General features: G+C 43.0%; 16 protein-coding genes. 10 read left to right on the top strand and 6 right to left on the bottom strand.

What is annotated here, in order from left to right:
• Positions 1 to 7 precede the first annotated feature (7 nt).
• Positions 8 to 1,315 (bottom strand): 16S rRNA (cytosine(967)-C(5))-methyltransferase RsmB, encoded by a 1,308-nt coding sequence (gene rsmB / locus FTU79_RS08020; RefSeq protein ID WP_180049583.1) that lies wholly within the window; start codon positions 1,313 to 1,315, stop codon positions 8 to 10.
• Complete coding sequence (fmt, locus tag FTU79_RS08015) at positions 1,315 to 2,274, bottom strand: methionyl-tRNA formyltransferase (RefSeq protein WP_180005357.1); 960 nt, start codon at positions 2,272 to 2,274, stop codon at positions 1,315 to 1,317. The genes rsmB and fmt overlap by 1 nt, the downstream gene beginning before the upstream one ends.
• 437 nt (positions 2,275 to 2,711) lie before the next feature.
• Between fmt and ilvD (FTU79_RS08010) the strand changes: the two genes are divergently transcribed.
• From ilvD (FTU79_RS08010) to FTU79_RS07970, 8 genes are all read left to right on the top strand, one after another.
• Positions 2,712 to 4,541 carry a dihydroxy-acid dehydratase gene (gene ilvD, locus FTU79_RS08010; RefSeq protein WP_111885144.1) on the top strand — a complete coding sequence of 610 codons (1,830 nt, stop codon included), beginning with the start codon at positions 2,712 to 2,714 and terminating at the stop codon, positions 4,539 to 4,541.
• A gap of 686 nt (positions 4,542 to 5,227) precedes the next feature.
• Complete coding sequence (gene ilvD / locus FTU79_RS08005) at positions 5,228 to 6,913, top strand: dihydroxy-acid dehydratase (protein WP_180049581.1); 1,686 nt, start codon at positions 5,228 to 5,230, stop codon at positions 6,911 to 6,913.
• 151 nt (positions 6,914 to 7,064) lie between these two features.
• Positions 7,065 to 8,387: a hypothetical protein gene (locus tag FTU79_RS08000; RefSeq protein WP_180049579.1), complete on the top strand. Its 1,323-nt coding sequence runs from the start codon at positions 7,065 to 7,067 to the stop codon at positions 8,385 to 8,387.
• Entirely contained in the window at positions 8,368 to 8,655 is a 288-nt protein-coding gene (locus tag FTU79_RS07995; RefSeq protein ID WP_078191648.1) for a chorismate mutase, read from the top strand. Before FTU79_RS08000 ends, FTU79_RS07995 begins: the two co-directional genes overlap by 20 nt.
• A 228-nt stretch (positions 8,656 to 8,883) precedes the next feature.
• Complete coding sequence (locus tag FTU79_RS07990; RefSeq protein ID WP_180049577.1) at positions 8,884 to 9,198, top strand: hypothetical protein; 315 nt, start codon at positions 8,884 to 8,886, stop codon at positions 9,196 to 9,198.
• A 267-nt stretch (positions 9,199 to 9,465) separates the two neighbouring features.
• Complete coding sequence (locus tag FTU79_RS07980; protein WP_373685654.1) at positions 9,466 to 9,648, top strand: IS3 family transposase; 183 nt, start codon at positions 9,466 to 9,468, stop codon at positions 9,646 to 9,648.
• Between the two features lie 61 nt (positions 9,649 to 9,709).
• Positions 9,710 to 10,372, top strand: coding sequence for a hypothetical protein (locus FTU79_RS07975; RefSeq protein ID WP_180049575.1), 663 nt, complete (start codon positions 9,710 to 9,712; stop codon positions 10,370 to 10,372).
• 159 nt (positions 10,373 to 10,531) lie between these two features.
• Positions 10,532 to 11,269, top strand: coding sequence for a sulfite exporter TauE/SafE family protein (locus FTU79_RS07970; protein ID WP_180049573.1), 738 nt, complete (start codon positions 10,532 to 10,534; stop codon positions 11,267 to 11,269).
• Between the two features lie 3 nt (positions 11,270 to 11,272).
• Here FTU79_RS07970 and FTU79_RS07965 read toward each other — a convergent pair whose 3' ends face one another.
• The 4 genes from FTU79_RS07965 to FTU79_RS07950 form a co-directional block, all read right to left on the bottom strand.
• A complete protein-coding gene (locus FTU79_RS07965; protein ID WP_180049571.1) occupies positions 11,273 to 12,181 on the bottom strand; it encodes a LysR family transcriptional regulator in 909 nt (302 codons plus the stop codon).
• Positions 12,182 to 12,295: 114 nt separating this feature from the next.
• Positions 12,296 to 13,600 (bottom strand): solute carrier family 23 protein, encoded by a 1,305-nt coding sequence (locus FTU79_RS07960; protein ID WP_078191643.1) that lies wholly within the window; start codon positions 13,598 to 13,600, stop codon positions 12,296 to 12,298.
• A gap of 297 nt (positions 13,601 to 13,897) precedes the next feature.
• Entirely contained in the window at positions 13,898 to 16,582 is a 2,685-nt protein-coding gene (ppc, locus tag FTU79_RS07955) for a phosphoenolpyruvate carboxylase (protein ID WP_180005349.1), read from the bottom strand.
• A gap of 153 nt (positions 16,583 to 16,735) precedes the next feature.
• The gene (locus tag FTU79_RS07950; RefSeq protein WP_143221706.1) at positions 16,736 to 17,359 is read right to left on the bottom strand and encodes a TetR/AcrR family transcriptional regulator; all 624 of its coding nucleotides are present in this window, start codon (positions 17,357 to 17,359) and stop codon (positions 16,736 to 16,738) included.
• Between the two features lie 151 nt (positions 17,360 to 17,510).
• Here FTU79_RS07950 and FTU79_RS07945 point away from each other — a divergent pair, with 151 nt between their 5' ends.
• A complete protein-coding gene (locus FTU79_RS07945; protein WP_180049569.1) occupies positions 17,511 to 18,617 on the top strand; it encodes an efflux RND transporter periplasmic adaptor subunit in 1,107 nt (368 codons plus the stop codon).
• Positions 18,617 to 21,754, top strand: a complete 3,138-nt coding sequence (locus FTU79_RS07940) for an efflux RND transporter permease subunit (RefSeq protein WP_180049567.1) — start codon at positions 18,617 to 18,619, stop codon at positions 21,752 to 21,754. The genes FTU79_RS07945 and FTU79_RS07940 overlap by 1 nt, the downstream gene beginning before the upstream one ends.
• Positions 21,755 to 21,880: the final 126 nt, after the last annotated feature.

Genomic DNA, 21,880 nt, shown 5'->3' with positions numbered 1-21,880 from the left:
TTGTAGATTAAGCTGTTTTTTGAATGAGGCAGTAGAAGAAGCCATCGCCATAACCCACTTTCGGGAACAATTGACGACCATGAATTTGTTCAACACCCCAATCCGCTTCAATTTTAATTTCTTGGGCATCGGCATGATTGGCAAAGAACTCAACCATTTGCTGTTCATTTTCAGCTTTTAAAATCGAGCATGTGATATAAAGCAGCGTGCCGCCGACTTTAAGCTGCTTCCACATGTTTTCCAAAATTTGTTTTTGTAACACTACAGTTTTTGCAATGTCGCCCGATTGACGTAGTAAACGTATATCAGGATGACGACGCATTACACCGACAGCAGTACATGGTGCATCGAGCACGATACAATCAGCAAGCTCAGGAGTAGTATAGGTGATGGCATCGGCAGTCTGAATTTCAACATGTTTACCATCGAGATCCAAACGATCAAGGTTTTCAACCACACGTTTTAGACGCTTTTCATCTTGATCCAGTGCAATGAGTTTCTTCGGTTGGAAAGTCTCTAAAATATGTGCGGTTTTACCACCCGGCGCAGCACAAGCATCAATCACAAATTTACCATCGAGATTTGGTAATAGTGTTGCACACAGTTGAGCATGTTCATCTTGTACCGAAAAACCACCTGCTTCAAAGCCCGGTAAGCTTGGAATATGTAGACTTTCATCCATCACGATACCGACATCAGACAGTTCACAGCGATGTGCATCGATGCCTTCATCTTGCAAAATATCAAGGTATTCATCACGGCTGACTTCACGTGTATTAACACGTAACGTCAGTGGCGCAATTTGTTTAAGCTCATAGCTGAGCTCGTCAAATTGTTCACCCCAGTCTTTTTTCAGACGTTTGGTTAACCAACTTGGTAAATTGGTTGCTTGTTCAAGTACGTCGTAGAACTGTTCTGTTTCACGTGTTGCACGGCGCAAAATTGCGTTGATTAAGCCACTTAGACTTCCCATACCCAATTGTTTTGCAGCTTCCACCGTTTCAGAAATTGCAGCATGAGCTGCGACACGGGTACACAATAATTGGTACAAACCAAGGTATAAACAGGTTTCAACCACTTGGTTATCTACTGGTTTAGACAGTAATGGTAAAGTCAGTTGTTTCAATGCGTACCATTGACGTAAACAACCAAGCACCAATTCATGGAATAACGCACGGTCTTTATCTGACACGATATTCATTTGCTGCGCGAGTACCGATTGCAGCGATTGACCATTTTGGACAGCCAATAACGTCTTCACTACCTGAGCACGTAAATTAAGGTCTCGGGTCGAGGCGTTGGGAGATTGCTTCATTATAAAATTTGTCCAATAGTCAATTTTTGGGTTTGTAAAATTTGTACAGGGTTGAGTGGTTTAGCACCCGGCCATTGCAAAGAAGTCAAAATAATCACGCTGCCATTGGCACAGGCAACGTGTATGCCTTTTTTATCGATGGCAATGATTTCACCTGCTTGAGCATTCGGTGCAGACGCAGCAGAAAGTTCAGAATGCCAAACGCGTAAATTGTTTTGTTCATCTAACTGAATAAATGCTACCGGCCACGGATTAAAGGCACGGATGTTGCGATCGATTTGTACGGCATCGATGGACCAATCAATTTTTGCTTCAGCTTTTGATAGCTTATGTGCATAAACTGTTAATGCTTCGTCTTGAACTTCACGGCTGTCTAAATATTGCTGCAATGTTTGTTCAGTGTCTAAAACGGCAGCAATTGCAGTTGCACCTTGCTCTGCAAGTTTGTCATGCAAAGTTGCAGAGGTATCCGTTGCTTCAATCGGGCAGATGGTTTTATACATCATGTCGCCAGTATCTAGTCCGGCTGCCATTTTCATAATGGTGACACCTGTTTCAATATCACCTGTTGCGATGGCACGTTGAATCGGTGCTGCACCGCGCCAACGTGGCAGCAATGAACCATGAATATTCAGGCAACCATATTTCGGGGTATCTAGCACGACTTGCGGCAAGATCAAACCATAGGCTGCAACCACCATAACATCGGCATTTAAGGCCTTTAATTCCGCTTGTGCGGCTAAACCTTCTTCAGTCGATGATTTGAAATGAAGGGGTTGGTAAACAGGAAGATGGTGCTCTAAAGCCAATTGCTTTACGGCAGAAGCTGTGAGTTTTTGTCCACGTCCAGCTTTGCGGTCAGGTTGAGTGTATACCGCAACAATTTCATGTTGTGTGTTGAGCAATGCAGCTAGTGCTGTTGCGGCAAATTCTGGCGTACCGGCAAAGATGATTTTCAAAATGAATGAACCGAATCTGTGTTGAATATGTGGATTATAGCAAATGATTAATGCGTAATTTAGAACATTAGAAATTGATTTTTGCAACTTTGAAGCTGTCCAAGCTCAATGATTTCATAACCCAAAATCGCAAATTTGCAATTTTTAAATAAATTATATTTATATAAAATTTAAAAATTATTCATGAAAGTTTTGTATTGTGCAGCCATTGATGGCGGTATAGTAGATTTCAGTTAAAAGATTTTTGTCGTCAAATCACTCGTTTTTATTGATAGACCCATCTGCCCAAATCTCAGCTTAAAAAGCCATCTTTAAAAACAATGGCTTGGTGTATGATAGGTTTAAAATTCGACTGATTTTACATCATTGTCAGTATGATTTAGCCAGAGTGAATCTGTAGGATTCATTTCAAGCTCAAACTTTGTTGGAAATATAAAATGCCTGACTATCGTTCAAAAACATCGACACACGGAAGAAATATGGCGGGTGCGCGCGGCTTATGGCGCGCAACTGGTATGAAAGATGAAGACTTCGGTAAACCAATTATTGCCGTCGTGAACTCATTTACTCAATTTGTACCGGGTCACGTTCATCTTAAAGACCTTGGTCAACTCGTGGCGCGTCAAATTGAGCAAGCAGGCGGTGTAGCTAAAGAGTTCAATACCATTGCAGTCGATGACGGTATTGCGATGGGCCATGACGGTATGCTGTATTCATTGCCTTCACGTGACTTGATTGCAGACTCAGTAGAATACATGGTGAGCGCGCACTGTGCCGATGCCATGGTATGTATTTCCAACTGTGACAAAATTACCCCAGGGATGTTGATGGCGGCAATGCGCTTGAACATTCCAGTGGTATTTGTTTCTGGCGGCCCAATGGAAGCGGGTAAAGTCAAAATCCGCGGCAATGACAAAGCGATCGACTTGATTGATGCCATGATTGTGGCTGCAGATGACAACTATACTGATGAAGAAGTAGCAGAATACGAACGCTCTGCATGCCCAACTTGTGGTTCATGCTCAGGTATGTTCACCGCAAACTCAATGAACTGCTTAACAGAAGCATTGGGCCTGTCTTTACCGGGTAACGGTTCTACACTGGCAACACATGCAAACCGTAAAAAATTATTCGAACGCGCAGGCTCTTTAATTGTTGAATTGGCTAAACGTCATTATGAACAAGATGATTACAGCGTATTGCCACGTGAAATGGTGACCAAAGCCTCGTATGAAAATGCCATGACTTTAGACATCGCGATGGGTGGTTCAACCAATACCGTTCTACACTTGTTGGCGGCTGCCAATGAAGCGGGTGTTGATTTCACGATGGATGACATTGACCGTTTATCTCGCAAAGTGCCTGTTCTATGTAAAGTTGCACCTGCGAAAAACGACGTACATATGGAAGATGTACACCGTGCTGGCGGTATCATGTCCATTCTCGGTGAATTAGACCGTGCAGGCTTATTGGACACATCTGTAGGTACTGTTCACGAAGCAAGCTTAAAAGATGCTTTAGATAAATGGGACATTATCCGTACTGAAAATGAAGACGTTTACCAATTCTTCCGTTCAGCGCCGGGCGGTGTACCAACGCAAACCGCATTCTCACAAGATCGATATTACCAACGACTAGATGGTGACCGTGAAAATGGCGTGATCCGTAATGCTGAACATGCGTTCTCGAAAGACGGTGGCTTAGCTGTGCTTTACGGCAACATTGCGCTCGATGGTTGTATCGTAAAAACTGCGGGTGTAGATGATTCAATCTTGAAATTCAACGGTACTGCACGTGTGTTTGAAAGCCAAGATTCAGCAGTAGAGGCGATCTTGGGCAATGAAATCAAAGCCGGTGATGTGGTTGTGATTCGCTATGAAGGCCCACGTGGTGGTCCGGGTATGCAAGAAATGTTGTACCCAACCAGCTACTTAAAATCGAAAGGTCTAGGCAAAGAATGTGCATTATTGACTGACGGTCGTTTCTCGGGCGGTTCGTCAGGCCTGTCTATTGGTCACGTTTCACCTGAAGCAGCAGAAGGTGGTGCAATTGGTTTAGTGGAAGATGGCGATTTAATCGAAATTGATATTCCAAACCGTACCATCAACCTTGCTGTTGATGAAGCAACCATGGCCGCTCGCCGTGCAGCGCAAGAAGCCAAAGGTTGGCATCCAGTTGAAGAGCGTCCACGCAAAATTTCGAAAGCATTGAAAGCGTATGCAATGCATACCACGAGTGCGGCGAAAGGCGCAGTACGTGAAATCTAAACTTTAGATGTTTAATTAAAAAGCACTCCACATGGGGTGCTTTTTTAATTTACATCTACATAACTTGCATTGGATACGAGGAAATGTCATCCGCAACTGTCTGAGGCAAACGGTAATTTAAAAGTGGATTTTTCTGCGATCAATTTTTGAGTTGCAACCAGTTGCCGAGTTTTGCGGATGACAAATGGTTTTGGTTACTTTTGCCAAAACAAAAGTAACATACGTGCTCCGAAAATTAGCTTTTATAGAGGTAAGACTCCGCTGTAATCAGCTTTTAAATGAAATAATGGGACAATAATTCTAAGTTATAGATTTCTTAATCTGATTAAAAATAATGTTTCTTGAAGCAACTAAATAAAATTTAATAATTAGTGGATGTCATTAAAATTCTAAAAAGACAGCCTCGAATAGTAGCTATAATTTATATGGCTTTGTGTAGGCAATCCCTTACTTTTGAAAGATCCAAAGTAACAAAAATCTTTTGTTCTCCTGATATTGCATCCCTGCCATACAGGAAAACAGCGACATCCATGTCGCTTTGTCATGTGATTGAATGGTATTGCATGCGCTAAAAATCTCTTTTGTTGAGATGTAATTTCTTTTACATGCCGAGCGCTTTCTATACAATAAATTTAAAAGAACCCGCCAAAGCTGAAGCCAAAATCAGCGATCGCCAAGGAAGAACAATGAGTAAAAATAATATCCGCGAACATTCTGCTCCTGTTTATGAAGGCATAGAGAATGCGCCTGCACGTTCCATGATGCGTGCCACGGGCTTCCAAGATGCTGACTTTAAGCGCCCATTTATAGGCATCGCCTCGACTTGGGCCAATGTCACGCCGTGTAATATGCATATTGATGGCTTGGCGCGTGAAGCTGAAAGCGGGGTGAATGCCGCAGGCGGTAAAGGCATTATTTTTAATACTATTACGATTTCTGACGGCATTTCCAATGGTACTGAAGGTATGAAGTATTCACTGCTGTCGCGGGAAATCATTGCCGACTCTATTGAAGCTGTGGTGGGCTGTCAGGCCTATGATGGCGTAATTGCCATAGGCGGCTGCGACAAGAACATGCCGGGCTGTATCATGGGTTTGGCGCGTTTAAACCGTCCGGGTCTGTTTATTTATGGTGGCACCATTAAACCCGGAGCAGGTCATACCGACATGATCTCGGTATTTGAAGCAGTGGGTCAGCATGCCAAAGGCGAAATCAATGAAATTCAAGTGAAGCAGATTGAAGAAGTCGCGCTGCCGGGGCCGGGTTCGTGCGGCGGTATGTATACGGCCAATTCGATGGCTTCAGCGATTGAAGCCTTAGGCATGAGCTTGCCAGGTTCATCGGCGCAGGAAGCAGTTTCAGCAGATAAAATTGAAGATTGCCAACGCGCAGGTGAAGCCGTGATGAACCTGCTGCGTCTCGATATTAAGCCGCGCGACATTATGACCAAAGCCGCTTTTGAAAACTCGATTAAAGTGCTGATTGCTTTAGGCGGTTCAACCAATGGCGTACTACATTTGATTGCCATGGCGCATACCGCAGGCGTGGAACTGTCTTTGGACGATTTTGCGCGCATTGGCAAAGACATTCCTGTGGTGGCCGATGTGCGGCCATCGGGTAAATATTTAATGTCGGAACTGATCGCCATTGGTGGTATTCAGCCGCTGATGAAGCGCATGCTGAAGGCAGGTATGCTCGATGGTTCTTGCCTGACGGTTACGGGCAAAACTTTGGCAGAAAACTTAGCCGAGGTAGAGGATTATCCTGAAGGTCAGCAAATTATTCTGCCATTTGATGCACCGATCAAAAAGGATTCGCACTTGGTGGTACTGAAAGGCAATCTGTCACCGACGGGTGCAGTGGCTAAAATTACCGGTAAAGAAGGGCTATATTTTGAAGGGCCTGCGCGGGTATTTGAGGGTGAGCAGGGTGCCATGCGCGGTATTTTAGATGGCGAAGTACAAGAAGGTGAAGTGGTGGTGATCCGCGGTGTTGGGCCGAAAGGCGGACCGGGTATGCCTGAAATGCTGAAACCGACTTCAGCGATTATTGGTAAAGGTCTAGGCCAATCCGTCGCACTGTTGACCGATGGGCGTTTCTCGGGCGGCAGCCATGGTTTTGTGATTGGTCATGTGACACCAGAAGCCTATGAAGGCGGCCCAATTGGCTTGGTCAAAAACGGCGATAAAATATCAATTAACGCTGAAACCCGTGAAATGACGTGGCATGTGGCTGAGGATGAACTTGCTGCACGTCGCGCGGCCTGGGTCAAACCGAAACCGAATTATACCCATGGCGCTTTGGCTAAATTTGCCAAGCTGACCTCTGGTGCGGAGAAAGGTGCGGTGACTGACCTAAATCTAGACGTCTAATCCATTGTTAAACATTGAACATTTAGCCCTGACTTGATATAAGTTTTGCACAAGGCTTATATCTCATTTAAAACAGCTTCATAATAGAAGTTGAATTTAAGCATGTGCTGGCAGTGCTCAGCACAATTCATCATTTTGAGGCAAAAAACGCATGTCACTGTTACGCCGTTGGTTCGATCCAATCCGATCGAGTTGGTTTTATCAGAAACCGACCCGACAAGCGGTGTTACCCACGGAACAAGGTCTGAGTGTTTATCTTCGACTGGATGATGTCTATAGCTATTTGGCTGCGCAGCAACTGCCTCAATTAGAAGAAATTCTCAGTGATGAAATTAAGCCACTAAAAGTGATTATTTGTCGTCAGAGTGCAGAACCTCCTAATCAAATGTCATCGATTGAATGGCAACAATATTGTCTGAATGATGCCCAAATTTTAGCGCGGCAGCATCGTTTTAGTTTTCATGAAACACCTGAACAACCGACCGCTGAAGCTTTAGAACAAGCCGAAATTATTCTAAAAAATACCCCATTACGTGGCCAAGATTTTCTCTATTTACTTGAAGATGTGTTCCACATGTTGTGGCAAAAGCAGTATGGCAAGCTGAGAACACTGTATGCGATGGCCAGCCGTCATCATAAAGCTCAAGATTTTCCAGAACGGATCTTTTCTGACTTACCAATTTTGACGGGTTATTTTGAATTTGGCGAACGTAAGTACCATGCGGTAGATGATTTACTTCGTTTAACGCGCCGTTTAAAACAACAAAAACTCCTGACAGATAACCCGATCTTTATGATCAATCATATTGAATGGCGTGAGCACCTGATCAGTGATGCAGAAGAGTTGAATGAAATTCAGGGACTCGATCCTGAGCTTGATCTCTACATCGCGATGGAAGATCCGATTTCATGGTTACTGTTGGCTTATATTCGTGAGGAATTGGCGGACTATTATAATATTCAGCTGAATGTGTATCCATTGTCGTATCACGGTCGTGATCTGTTTGATTGGAGTTTGGCAACACGTCTGTCTAAACGGACAGAAGTTAAGTTCACGCCATTTTGCCGGCCTACAGAAGCTGCGACATTAGCTATGTCACAGCTTTACTACAGTGCGCCCGAAGAGCAGCGTATTGATGTGATGTATCGTATTTTGGAAGCCGTATGGACCAAAGGGCGTGATTTATCCTTCAAAGCACATTTTCAGGCTTTACAGTATGAGTTAGAGATTTCTGAACTGACTACTAACGATATTGCTGAAAAATTAAAAGAAAATGATATGCACTGTGAGATGAAGTCACAGCCCGATTTTCCTGTTTTAGAATTACGTATTGCAGGTCAAAGCTATGTATTTAATAGCTTATACCGCGTTTGGATGATTGAAAGTATTTTCAGTAATGTGTTAGAAGAGAAGTATAAAAGTGAAAACACCGCTGAAAGTGAAGCCAGAGAAGATGAAGAAAGAAAAAGTTGAGTCATTAGAGCAAGCCCGCGCACAGATTGATGTGATTGATCAGGGGATTATTGAGCTCATTGCTGCACGTCAGTTTTATGTCGATCAAGCGGTGCGTTTTAAGCGTTCAGTACAGGATGTTCAATCACCAGAACGTGTCGAAGCGGTGATAAGTAAAATTCGTCTACAAGCCACAGAGCACGGTGTAAATGCAGATATTGTGGAACGTTTATACCGCGATATGATTCAGCATTTTATTCAACGTGAGTTGAAAGAGATTCGACCGTAATTTTTAGTTTTTGAGATTAGATCAAATTTATTAATGTTCTTTTTTAATATCACCAACTGAAAAATAATGATTTGATTTACATTTTGAAATTTTATTAATTTTTTTATTTGTTATTCTTTATCCAATTAGGCTTTGTTGCACAAAGATTTCATAACTATATGATTTTAAAGGTTTTGATTATTTTTTGATCCAAAATTAAATTTATTTAAATCAGATGCTTACATATTTATGCAACAAAGCCAGTTACCTCTAAAAAACAAATTAGGATATATTGGCGTAAATGGTATTCTTTCAGATCCTGATACTAAATTAGATGCGAATGGAAAATTCTTTATTGCTGCTAAAACTGAAAAATACTATTTAAAGAAACCTCCAGTAGATTATGCTAATAGTACAGGAGATTTATTTTTTTCATTCCCTAATTATCAAACAAAAAGAATTGAATATGCTGACCTCTATGTAGATCAAGTTGCCGAAGATAGGGCAGGCTTTGACCATCTTAATAAAATTGATGTGGGAATTATCTACTTAGATCCTGAATAAATAGATAGTCGTTTGATCCTAGACAAAATAATGGGCACATTTTCCCTCTAAAGATAAAGTAAGGTTAACTTTAGAGATATAAAAATAGCTAAACGCTGTAGTCTAAAAATATAAACAAGCTAATTATTATGCGCTTTCAAACTCACACGAGTCTGTAGTTTCAATCGCCCATAAATTAGGTGTAGGGTATCAACCTTAGATAACTGGATTTGCTAAGCTAATCCAGTTGGTTCAAGCAAACGTCAACTTCCAGCAAGACAACAGTGTATTCTAGACTTAGAAAAAGACGTCAAGCAGCTCAGGGAAGCTAATGCTTTCGTGTTTGAATATATTGAAATTTACTACAATCGAATCAGAAGGCATTCTGCAATTGGCAAGTTAAGTCCTGAAGCCTTTGAACAGAAATATTTTAAGAATTTAGAGGGATCTGTTGTCCACGATACTGTCTAGGATCATTTCTTAGCTTTAAAACTCATGTCTTAACCTTAAACTCTGTATCGAGAAAAGTTTGATGAAGCATTTTTTTATTTTCTTAACCATTTTGATATTCGGTAGTACTGCTTGTTCGTCTGAGAAAATTAGTTTGAATCAGAATGAAGTTAAAGAAGCTCAAAAAAAAGAATCAATTTCAACGCTGTCTAAAGAAGATACAGCTATAATAAATGATTATAAAAATACTATTAATAAACTTAATCTGAGAGATAAAGAAAACGCAGATAAAGTAATGAAAGATAGTTTGTCTGAAATAAAAAAGATCACGAATGATCAAGAACGACAAAAGATTGAAATGCAAATCTACTTAGCAACAGGCATGTATGAAGAGGCTTATAATCTTAATAATAAAATGTTAAAGGACTCTTTCAGTCAGGAACTTTTAGTGACTCAGTGTGAGTTAAGCTATTATGCTAAAAGATCGAAAGATGAATATGAAAAATGTTATTCCGATTTAGCATTGATTTTAAAAGAAGAATTAAGGAAAGTATCAAAAAATGACCCTCAGTATATTTATGGTGAGTGGGGCTATTTGCTATCAATGTATAAATCTGGGAACGTTGAATATAAAAATAAAATAAAAAAATTTATTGATTCGATTCAAGATGAAACGGTGAAATATCAATTCGAAAGTTCTTATGAATTAGCTGAAGAGCAAATGAGTAGTTATGACAGTAATTAAAATAAATTGTAATTATTTTTTTATTGAATCCAACTACCTTGTCTATAGTTGATTTTAAGCATAGCCTCAACTTTTCATTGAGGCTCTATTCCAAAAACACTGATTTTTCAAAGCGCCTGAATTGCATAGCATAGAACCAATTCTTCAGTGAGTTTCGCCATGATTTGGTTCGTCATCACAGTTTTTGCAATCGCAGGTCTAATTAAAGGCACGATTGGGTTAGGCCTGCCTGCGGTATCGATGGGCTTACTCACCATGGTGATCAGTCCATTTCAGGCAGCGACGTTATTAATCATTCCATCTATGGTCACCAACTTTTGGCAATTATTTGCCGAAGGGCAGGTGCTGCGACTAATTCAACGCTTTTGGCCCTTGTTACTTGGGATTATCGTCGGTTCAATTTGGAGTATTTTTCCAACTTTAGGACATGGTGAATTTAAAAGTGAAGCTTTACTGGGGGGCATGTTGGCACTATATGGATTGTATGGGCTTTGTGCTAAAAGCTTGCCGAACTTTGCACCACATGAAAAATGGCTATCTCCAATGATCGGTTATCTCGGTGGAGCGCTGACTGTTGCGACCGGTGTGGTGGTGATCCCTGTGGTGCCATATTTGCAAGGTTTGCAGCTCAAACGCGATGATCTCGTACAGTCACTCGGTTTGGCCTTTACCACATCAACCATTTGTTTGGCAGTGTTCTTACAGCAAAATCCTGTGGAAGATCTTCCGATTGATTATGCTATGTCAGCCATGGCACTGATTCCAGCGCTCATTGGCATGTGGGCAGGGAAAAAAATCCGTTACCGCATTCCAGAACAAAAATTCCGTAAGGTGTTTTTTATCGGGTTGATTGCCCTCGGTAGCTATATGATGCTGCACCAGTTTGGCGTGATTTAAAGCCTAGACTTCGCTATCCAACGCAGATTTTTGTGACAGTAGAAACTGACTAAAATGCTGATAATTTAAGGGTAGATCATCAAAATTACGTGCGGTGAGGAGCAGTTTTCGATTGGCCCATTCACCGCTGAGCTCAACTTGTGCAAAGGCATACAAACTGATTAATCGTTGGGCCGCACGTTTTGGCATGATGGCAACGCCCACACCATTCGCTATCACTTGCGCGATCGCGGCAAAGTTCGGCAAACGCAGCCGATACTGAATTTCACAGCCGAATAATTTGGCTTGTGCCTCGATCGATTGTTGCAAGGAATGATATTGCATCAAACCGACAAAGGGATAATTTAAAATCTCTGCGGGTTTGACGCTAGATATCGAGGCCAATTCATGAGTTAGAGGACAAATCAGTACCAAAGGATCATTTGCAAACTCAAGTGTTTGTAACTTTTCGGATTTAAAGAAACCCGAAATTAGACCTAGTTGTGCATTGCCTTGTTCAATCGCTGCAATGATGTCTTTAGACTCGGCTTCATGCAGCTCAATTTGTGTGTTGGGATTTTCTAGCAAATAACGTGGTAGCAAGACCGGTAAATATTCACTTTGTGCAGATGAATTACACCATAAGGTCATATTGGAACTCAGCCCGTGAGCAAAGGGCAGCATAGCGTGTTCTAATTGTTGCCCCTCACGCAAGATGTGCTGCGCATGTTCAACCAAGGTTTGACCGGCAAGGGTCAGTTTGACTCCTTTGGCTTGGCGAGTGAACAGAGCCGTGCGGTAATGCTGTTCGAGTTTTTTAATTCGTTCACTGGCTGCTTGTAGCGAGATGGCAGAACGAGCAGCGCCTTTGGTCAGACTACCGCTGTCAACAATGTGCAGTACCAATTGAAGGTCGAACAAATCCAGTCGCATACGGTGTATTCCTTGGCTAATGCCTTATCTTACCGAAAGAGTAGCTATAAAAAAAAGCGACCTTTCGGCCGCTTTTCAAATGAATGTTGTATTCTTTTTTAAATGTCTTGGGGCTTATTCTGATTTGTCGCCCAAGCTAAAGAACCAGTTCAAAATCAACGCTGCAAATGTAGCAGTACCAATACCACCTAAGTTGAAGTTACCAAATTGAAGTGCAAAGTCACCTGTACCTAAAATAATCGTGACTGCTGCCACCATCAGGTTTTTATTTTTTGAGAAATCGACTTTGTTTTCAATCCAGATTTTCGCACCTGCAATGGTAATTAGACCAAATACAACAATCGATGCACCTGTCAAAATGGCTTGCGGAATAGTATGAATAATCGCACCAAACTTTGGAGAAAGACCAAGGAAGATGGCGAATACACCCGCAAATACAAATACGATGGTCGAGTAAACACGTGTTACCGCCATCACACCAATATTTTCGCCATAGGTTGTCATACCCGGACCGCCGACACCGCCTGAAAGTGTGGTTGCAACACCATCTGCAACGAAGGCTTTACCAATGTGCGGATCGAGATTTTCACCTGTCATCGCACCTACAGCTTTGATGTGACCAAGGTTTTCTGCAACCAAAATCAACGCAATCGGTGCAATGATGAGCATGGCATTGAAGTCAAAGACGGGTGAATGGAAGTGCGGAACACCAAACCAAGCGGCTTCTTGTACGGGAACGAAATTGATTGGTGTGCCATGACCCATGACATTGGAAATGATGTAATACACCAAGTAAGCGAGTAGAAGGCCAACTAAGAGTAATAGACGTTGTAATAAACCTTTGGTGAACACAGCAATTGAACCCATACATAGTACGGTTACTAAAGCCATCCACATATTAAAGTTATTACCGGCAACCCCTTTAATGGTCACTGGGGCAAGGTTGAGACCAATGATCATCACCACTGCACCTGTCACTACAGGTGGCATGAGTTTTTCAATCCAACGGGTACCCGTTGCCATCACGATAAAACCAAAAATGGCATATAAAATACCGCAGGCCATAATCCCGCCAGCAGCCATCGCGATATTGGCATTTGGCGCGCCAGTACCTGACGCTGCATAACCTGTTGCGGCAATGACCACACCAATAAAGGCAAAGCTTGAGCCCAGATAACTTGGTACACGACCACCAGTCATAAAGAAGAACAAGATGGTACAGATGCCCGACATTAAAATTGCAAGGTTGGCATCAAAGCCCATCAAGAATGGTGCAAGAACCGTTGCACCAAACATTGCAAAGGCATGCTGTATCCCCAATACAACACTTTGCACAGGCGGAAGATACTCATTGGTACCGACAGGACGTGCATCAATATTGCCTTCGTATGGGCGCCATTTGGGAAACCAATTGGACATAAAATGAGCACTCAAAAGATAAATTGTGCACATCATACTCTTGTTTTTTAGAAGATTTAATTACTTTTAAAAATATTTTGTTCAAATTAATTACCTGACTTTACATGTATTTTTACCAAGTGGTAAAAGTTTTTTATATGTAAAATTAATGTTAAATCATGTAATTAATCATTGTTGGTTTTTTATCTTAGTTCATAAATTTTTCTTATTTTATATATTCCTAAACAATTTAAAGCTAAAGTGATTGCTTAAAAAAAAAGCACATCCATGGATGTGCTTCGTTTGGGGTTGGAAGTTTTAGCCAGTATTACGTAGACCGGCAGCGATACCGGCAATACTTACCATCAAGGCATGATCAACAGGCGTATTTTCTGCTTGGCGTGCTGCCAAATAAGCACGACGGCGTTTCATTAACTCGGCTTGTAGTAAATGTAGCGGCAGTAGATAGGGCTTACGTACTTTCATGGATTGGTCGAGCACATCGTTACTGCTGAGTAATTTCGATTCACCTTTGAGTGCTAATAGCGTTTGTACCGCATCACGTAAACGCTGACGTAACTCTTCGCCCAACTGTTTGAGGTCTGCGTCATCCGTCAGATGAGACTCATAATAAAGCGCCACATGACCATCGGCTTTGGACAAGACCATTTCCAACATATCAATCAGGGTTTGGAAATACGGCCATTGCTCTAACATTTCTTCGAGTGTCTGCTTTTGACCTTGATCAATCACTTGATTAATCGCAGCACCTGTACCAAGCCAAGCAGGTAGCATCAAACGGATTTGCGTCCATGCGAACACCCAAGGAATCGCACGTAAAGACTCAATCCCACCGCTAACTTTACGTTTGGCTGGGCGTGAGCCGAGCGGTAACATTTGTAGTTCCAGTTCTGGCGTTACAGTCCGTAGGTATTTTACAAAATGCGGATTTTCACGCACGGTTTGACGATACACCTGTACCGACAGATCCGTCATGCTGTGCATGAGCTGACGCCATTCCTGTTTCGGTTCAGGCGGTGGCAATAAGGTCGCTTCTAAGGTCGCAGCGGTGTAAATTTCCAAGTTTTGTAAGGCAATGCCTTCTAATCCAAACTTGAAGCGAATCATTTCCCCTTGTTCTGTGACACGGATCGCCCCTGAAATCGAGCCTGGTGGCTGTGAAAACAGCGCTTGCTGTGTCGGCGCACCACCACGGCTGATTGAACCGCCACGGCCATGGAATAATGTCAGTTGCACATCATGCTTTTTCGCAACCGCAGTTAATTCTTCCTGCGCACGATACTGCGCCCAGTTTGCCGACATAAAGCCCGCATCTTTGGCTGAGTCTGAATAGCCAATCATCACTTCGTGTTTACCCTGAATATGCTGCTTATACCAATGCATATTGAATAGGGTATTCATGGTACGGGCGGCACCATCCAAATCTTTTAAAGTTTCAAACAGTGGCACAACGCGTAGCGCTTGTTTGATGCCCGCTTCTTTTTGCAGTAACAATACGGCCAAGACATCGCTCGGATGCTCTGCCATGGAAATAATATAAGCCCCTAAACTTTCAGGTGGCTGTTCTGCCAAAGTGCGCATGGTCGCAAAGACTTCTTGTACATCTGGATGTTCAATCAGACTTTGTTTCGGCTCATTTAAAAACTTCGGTAGCAGTGGGCGTTTGCTTTGCAGTTCCTGAATTAAGAAGTTTTGACGGGCTTGCTCCGTCCATGTTTCAAAATTACCTAAACCTAAATATTCGGTAATGGCAGAAATCGCTTGGCGATGACGCGTGGATTCCTGACGGATATCTAATTTGAGTAATTCGATACCGAAACAATTTACCCGATGAATAAAGTCGAGTAACTGACCATTGGCAATTTCAGGTAAACCGCTGTCAATCAGTGAACGGTAGCAAACCAATAGTGGATCGAGCAGCTCATGGCGGCTTTTAATGACTTGGCTATCGTCAGCATCTTCGCCACGGAGTTTTAGTGCCAACCAGTGACGAGTGGCTTTGAGGCGTTCCCGCGCATCACGTAGATATTCACGATACGGTTCAGGGTGGAAATGACCCAAGGCATCACTAAGCTCTTTGCTGCATTCTTGAATCGAAAGTTCCCAGCGCAGGTCTTCGATATCGCGTAAATACAAGTCGGCAGCTTTCCAACGTGAAAGCCACAGCACCTCTTGAGTAATATTATGGGTGACGTTTGGGTTACCATCACGGTCACCGCCCATCCATGACGCAAAGCGCACAGGGGCAACATTTAAAGGCAACGTCTTGCCACAATGATCTTGAACCATGCCATCCAATTCACGCATGAATTTGGGTACAGCATTCCACAAGGTCTGTTCAATGGTCGTGAAGCCCCATTTAGCTTCGTCGACAGGCGTCGGGCGATGTTGACGAATTTCATCCGTTTGCCATGCCGAGCAAATTAGTTGTTTTAAATCATCCAGTACGGCTTTGCGTTCGCGTGGCGTAAGTTTTTGTTGATCCATTTTAAACAGGCAATCATTAATCCCATCATATTTTTGGATCAAGGTACGGCGGCTGACTTCGGTTGGATGTGCAGTCAGGACCAATTCAATTTTTAATTCACAAATTTGTTGGAACAGTTGTTCCGCACTGATGTTATTGCTTTTAAATTTTTCAAATAAATGATCGAGTGGATTCGGTGAAGGTGCTTGCTCATCAAACTCACTTTGGCGACGGCTACGTACCACATTGTATTGTTCGGCAATATTGGCAAAGTTGAGAAAGTGCGTAAATGCACGGGTCAGTGGCAGAATTTCTTCATCTTTTAAATTTAAAAATAATTGTTCTAACTGTTTTTCGGCTTCAACTTGTCCATCGCGTGCGCCTTTAGACAAAGCACGAATTTGCTCTACCTGATTAAACAAATCTTGTCCTGCATGCTGCTTTAGGGTTTCACCTAATAAATTGCCCAGTAAGCGCACGTCTTCACGTAATGGAGCATCAATTTGTTGAATCATTTGTTATTTCTCCGCGTATTCCTGTCTCGACTATACCCCGAAAGTGCTGTGGCAAAAGGGGGGTACAGACAAAAGTCGGATGACTTTTCTAGGTAAATGAGCAATAGCTATGCCATTTGTTTCAGTTTAGCCTTGAAATATTTCAGAAAATGCTTAGCTCTGTGTGCCGAGTTGATATTTCAGCATAAAGATGTCGATGGCAGAGTGAATAATGGCCTGTCGCTCTGCTGTTTCAGGTACTGGGCGCATGCCCAATAAGACTTCTTGATGGCGTAGTCCCATCAGTAGCGACACAATCAGTTCAGTTTGTCGGGCAGGATTATCCTGCTGAATGAAATTTAAAGCTGCTGCGTCTTGAAAGAAATTCTCCCAGACTTGGCGCATTTTCAAATGTGAGGCACGGAAAAACTGTTCCACCAAGGGACTGTGTTCGGCAGCCAACTCCAAAAGTAATAAGTCCAGTTTAATGGCTTCTGGCAAATTCATGATGTTCAGCCCCAACTCACAAATTTCTACGAAAGCCTGCATAAAATGACTTTCGCTGTGCAGATGTCGCGGGCGAGTATTTAAAATATATTCACAGGTATCTTCAATTGCACTGGTAAATAAAGTGGCTTTGTCCTGAAAATGGTTATAGACCGTCAGTTTGGTGACCCCTGCATGTTGCGCAATCTGATTCATGCTGCAACCGTGATAGCCCATTTCTAAAAATAATTGTTTTGCAGACTCTAAAATCCGTTGTCGTTTTTCTAAGTCTTTCGGGCGGCCGACATTCATTTGCTGAAAAAATTCCAAAAAAGGCGAAAAGGTCATTGATTTCGGATAATTAATCTAATTAATGTACCGCATGGTTTATTAATTAAAAAATAACCAAATTAATTGAATAATATTCTGCCCTAAAAAAGACTTTTTATTAAGAGCGAACTTCATGAGTACGATTAAGACCACAGTTGTCAGCATGATTATCGTTTGCAGTGTGACCTTATGGGGATGCAGCAAGGATAAAGCCCAAACGGAACAGGAAGTGCCATTTGTGATGGTGACTCAGCCGGGCGCCACACATTTTGAACAAAAAAGTTATGCGGGTGATGTACAAGCCCGCCAGCAAACAGCTTTAGCTTTTCGGGTTGGCGGTCAAATCACTGAGCGCTATGTCGATGTTGGAGACCAAGTCCGAGTCGGGCAAGTTTTGGCAAAATTAGACGTCAAAGATGCACAGTTGCAACTGAATGCAGCACAAGCACAGCTTGAAAGTGCGCGTTCCGCTGCACAGATTGCTGAAGATGAACTAAAACGCTTTAAGCAATTATTGCCAGTCAATGCTGTGAGTCGCTCGCAGTACGATGCGGTGGAAAACCAATATAAAGCGGCACAGTCGAACTTAAAGCAAGCTCAATCAAATTATGATGTGAGTCGTAATCAGACCGGTTATAACCAATTAATTGCCAATAAAAATGGGGTCATTACTGAACGTAATATTGAGATTGGTCAAGTGATTGCAGCAGGACAACCAGCTTTTCAATTGGCGATTGCAGGTGAACGTGACGTGGTCATTGGTGTGCCTGAACAGGCTGTTGCTGAAATTAAAACAGGGCAGGATGCATGGGTTACCTTGTGGTCGAAACCACAGGAAAAATTTGCAGGCTATGTACGTGAAATTAGTCCTGCTGCCGATCAGTCTCGTACTTATAGTGTCAAAGTGGCATTACGTGAAGGCAATAGCGCCATTCAACTGGGGCAAAGTGCACGGGTATTTTTAACCAAAGCACAGCAGAATGTTTTGCATGTGCCGTTATCGAGTGTGTCTGCGAGTGGTCAGCAGGCGTATGTGATGGTGGTCAATGCAGACAATACGGTACGTAAAGTTCCAGTAACTTTAGGCGAATACGGACGTGATAGCGTGCCCGTACTCAGTGGTTTGCAAGCAGGGGATTTTGTGGTGGTTGGCGGCGTGCATTTACTCCGCGAAAAACAAAAAATACAACCCGTTGATCGTGAAAATCGTGCGGTACACATTCAGACAGGAGTTAAATAATGAATTTTAACTTGTCTGAGTGGGCACTGAAAAATAAAGGTTTAATCCTTTATTTTATGATTCTGCTGGGCATCGTTGGGATATTTTCCTATTCCAAATTGTCGCAGAGTGAAGACCCGCCATTTACCTTTAAAGTCATGGTGATTCAAACCTATTGGCCTGGTGCAACAGCCAAAGAAGTTTCGCTACAGGTCACCGATCGAATTGAAAAAGAACTGATGACTACGGGGCAGTATGAACGCATCATGGCGTATTCACGTCCGGGTGAATCCATGGTGACCTTTGTGGCCAAGGACAGTCTACGTTCGCAGCAAGTCCCCGATGTTTGGTACACCGTGCGTAAAAAGGTCAATGATGTTCGCCATCAATTACCATCTGGGGTGCAAGGTCCTTTCTTTAATGATGAGTTTGGTGACACCTTCGGTAATATCTATGTGCTCACCGGCAAAGACTTTGACTATGCCACCATGAAGGAATATGCCGACCGTTTACAGCTCCAGTTACAACGAGTCAAAGACGTTGCGAAAGTGGATTTGATTGGTCTACAAGATCAAAAAGTTTGGATTGAAATTTCCAACACCAAAGCCACGCAAATGGGCATACCCGTGACGGCGATTCAACAAGCCTTGCAGCAGCAAAACACGGTTGCCAGTGCTGGCTTTTTTGAAACCAATTCAGACCGGATTCAAGTGCGTGTCAGCGGCAATTTACAAAACATTGATGAACTGCGTCAGATGCCCTTATTGGTGAATGGTCGAACGATTCAATTGGGTGATGTGGCAGATGTACATCGGGGCTTTAGTGATCCACCGCAGCCTCGTATGCGTTTTATGGGTGAAAATGGTTTAGGCATTGCCGTGTCGATGCGTAAAGGAGGCGACATTCTGGCTTTGGGTAAAAACCTTGAAACAGAATTTGCCCGCCTGCAAAAAACCTTGCCCTTGGGTATGGAACTAAAAAAAGTTTCTGATCAGCCTGTAGCCGTGAAGCGCAGCGTCAATGAGTTTATGAAAGTCCTCGCTGAGGCCGTGATTATCGTCCTATTGGTGAGCTTCTTCTCCTTGGGTTTCCGTACAGGATTGGTTGTGGCATTTTCCATTCCCTTAGTCTTGGCCATGACTTTTGCAGGCATGCAGATGTTTGATGTCGGTTTGCACAAGATTTCTTTGGGGGCATTGATTCTCGCACTCGGTTTATTGGTGGATGATGCGATTATTGCTGTCGAAATGATGGCGATCAAAATGGAGCAGGGCTATAGCCGGTTACAAGCCGCCGGACATGCATGGCGGACGACTGCATTTCCAATGCTAACAGGCACGCTAATTACGGCTGCAGGATTTTTGCCGATTGCCACAGCCGCATCGAGCACAGGGGAATACACTCGCTCGATTTTCCAAGTGGTCACTATTGCATTGGTGGTGTCATGGTTTGCAGCGGTGCTGTTTGTTCCCTATCTAGGGGATAAATTACTGCCAGATTTCAACAAAGATTTAGTACAAAAAGCCCCGTGGTATCAGCGCCTCTGGGCACGTTTGCGCAAACAACCTGAACCTCAGCCGATGGTGCATCATGCCGGCGAACATCACGATCCTTATCAGTCTCCGTTTTATCAACGTTTCCGTGGTTGGGTCGACACTTGTGTGACCTATCGTAAGACGGTGATTGCAGCGACGGTTGGCATCTTTGTGTTATCGATTTTAATGTTTAAAACTGTACCACAGCAGTTCTTCCCACCGTCAAACCGTGCTGAAATTTTAGTGGATTTAAAGCTCGAGGAAGGTGCATCTCTGAAAGCCACAGAAGCGGCCGTAAAAAAAGTCGAAGCGTTCTTGTCGAAAAAACAAGGCATTGATAATTTTGTGGCTTATGTGGGGACAGGTTCACCGCGGTTTTATTTACCTCTAGATCAGCAGTTACCCCAAGCCAGTTTTGCTCAGTTTGTGGTATTGGCTTCATCTTTAGATGATCGCAATGAAATTCGTCAGTCATTAGCAGAAGAAATTCGTAAGCTCTTACCTGAAGTACGTACACGGGTTTCACTTTTAGAAAATGGCCCACCCGTGGGTTATCCATTGCAGTTCCGCGTGTCGGGTGAAGATCTGAGCTTGGTGCGTGAGTGGGCACAACGGGTGTCTGCAAAAGTCAGTGAAAACCCGAACACCACCAATGTGCATTTGGATTGGGGTGAGCCAAGCAAAGTGATTAAACTGGACATCGACCAAGATCGCGCACGTCAAATGGGGGTTTCCAGTCTAGATCTGTCCAATTTCTTGAATAGTTCAATCAGTGGTGCAGTGATTAATCAGTATCGTGAGAAACGAGAGCTGATTGAAATTCGGATGCGTGGTGATCAAGCCGAGCGATTGGATGTCGGTTCTCTCAGCAGTTTGGCTGTACCGACCAGCAATGGTGGTTCAGTGCCATTGGCGCAGATTGCGAAAATTGAGTATAGCTTTGAAGAAGGTTTGATTTGGCATCGTAACCGTTTACCGACCATTACTGTGCGCGCGGATATTCGCAGTAAATTGCAACCTGCAACGGTGGTGGGTGAGTTAAAAGATTCATTTGATCAGTTACGTGCAGAGATGCCGAATGGATATCTCCTCGAAGTAGGCGGTACTGTGGAAGAGTCAGCACGTGGTCAAACTTCTGTAAATGCGGGCATGCCATTATTCCTCGCAGTTGTCATGACCTTATTGATGATTCAACTACGCAGCATGTCACGGGCGATGATCGTATTTTTAACTGCACCTTTGGGCATTATTGGCGTGGTGTTATTCCTGTTATTGTTCAATAAACCCTTTGGTTTTGTGGCAATGCTCGGCACGATTGCACTGTCTGGAATGATTATGCGCAATTCACTGATTTTGATTGATCAGATTGAACAAGATATTCAGTCCGGGGAGTCGGCTTGGGATGCGATTATCAATGCGACGGTACGTCGTTGCCGTCCCATTGTGTTGACTGCATTGGCCGCTGTATTGGCGATGATTCCACTTTCTCGCAGTATTTTCTTCGGTCCAATGGCCGTGGCGATTATGGGTGGATTGATCGTGGCGACCCTACTGACCTTGTTCTTTTTACCTGCGTTGTATGCACAGTGGTTTAAAGTGAAAAAAACTCAGCAGAATCCTTAAAAGTGTCATAATATTGGGTGCGAAATATTGAATTTTTCTCTATAGTAGCACCTGATCTACAAAGACATTTTTAAAAAGTAAAACAACCACAAGTGCAGCGCGGCATATTGTGGTGTACGGGGTTGA

The organism is Acinetobacter sp. YH12144 (genome assembly GCF_013418345.1).
GTDB classification, from domain to species: Bacteria; Pseudomonadota; Gammaproteobacteria; order Pseudomonadales; family Moraxellaceae; genus Acinetobacter; species Acinetobacter amyesii.
The sequence above is the reverse complement of the archived record's forward strand: the minus strand, read 5'-3'. Positions and strand labels throughout refer to the sequence as shown.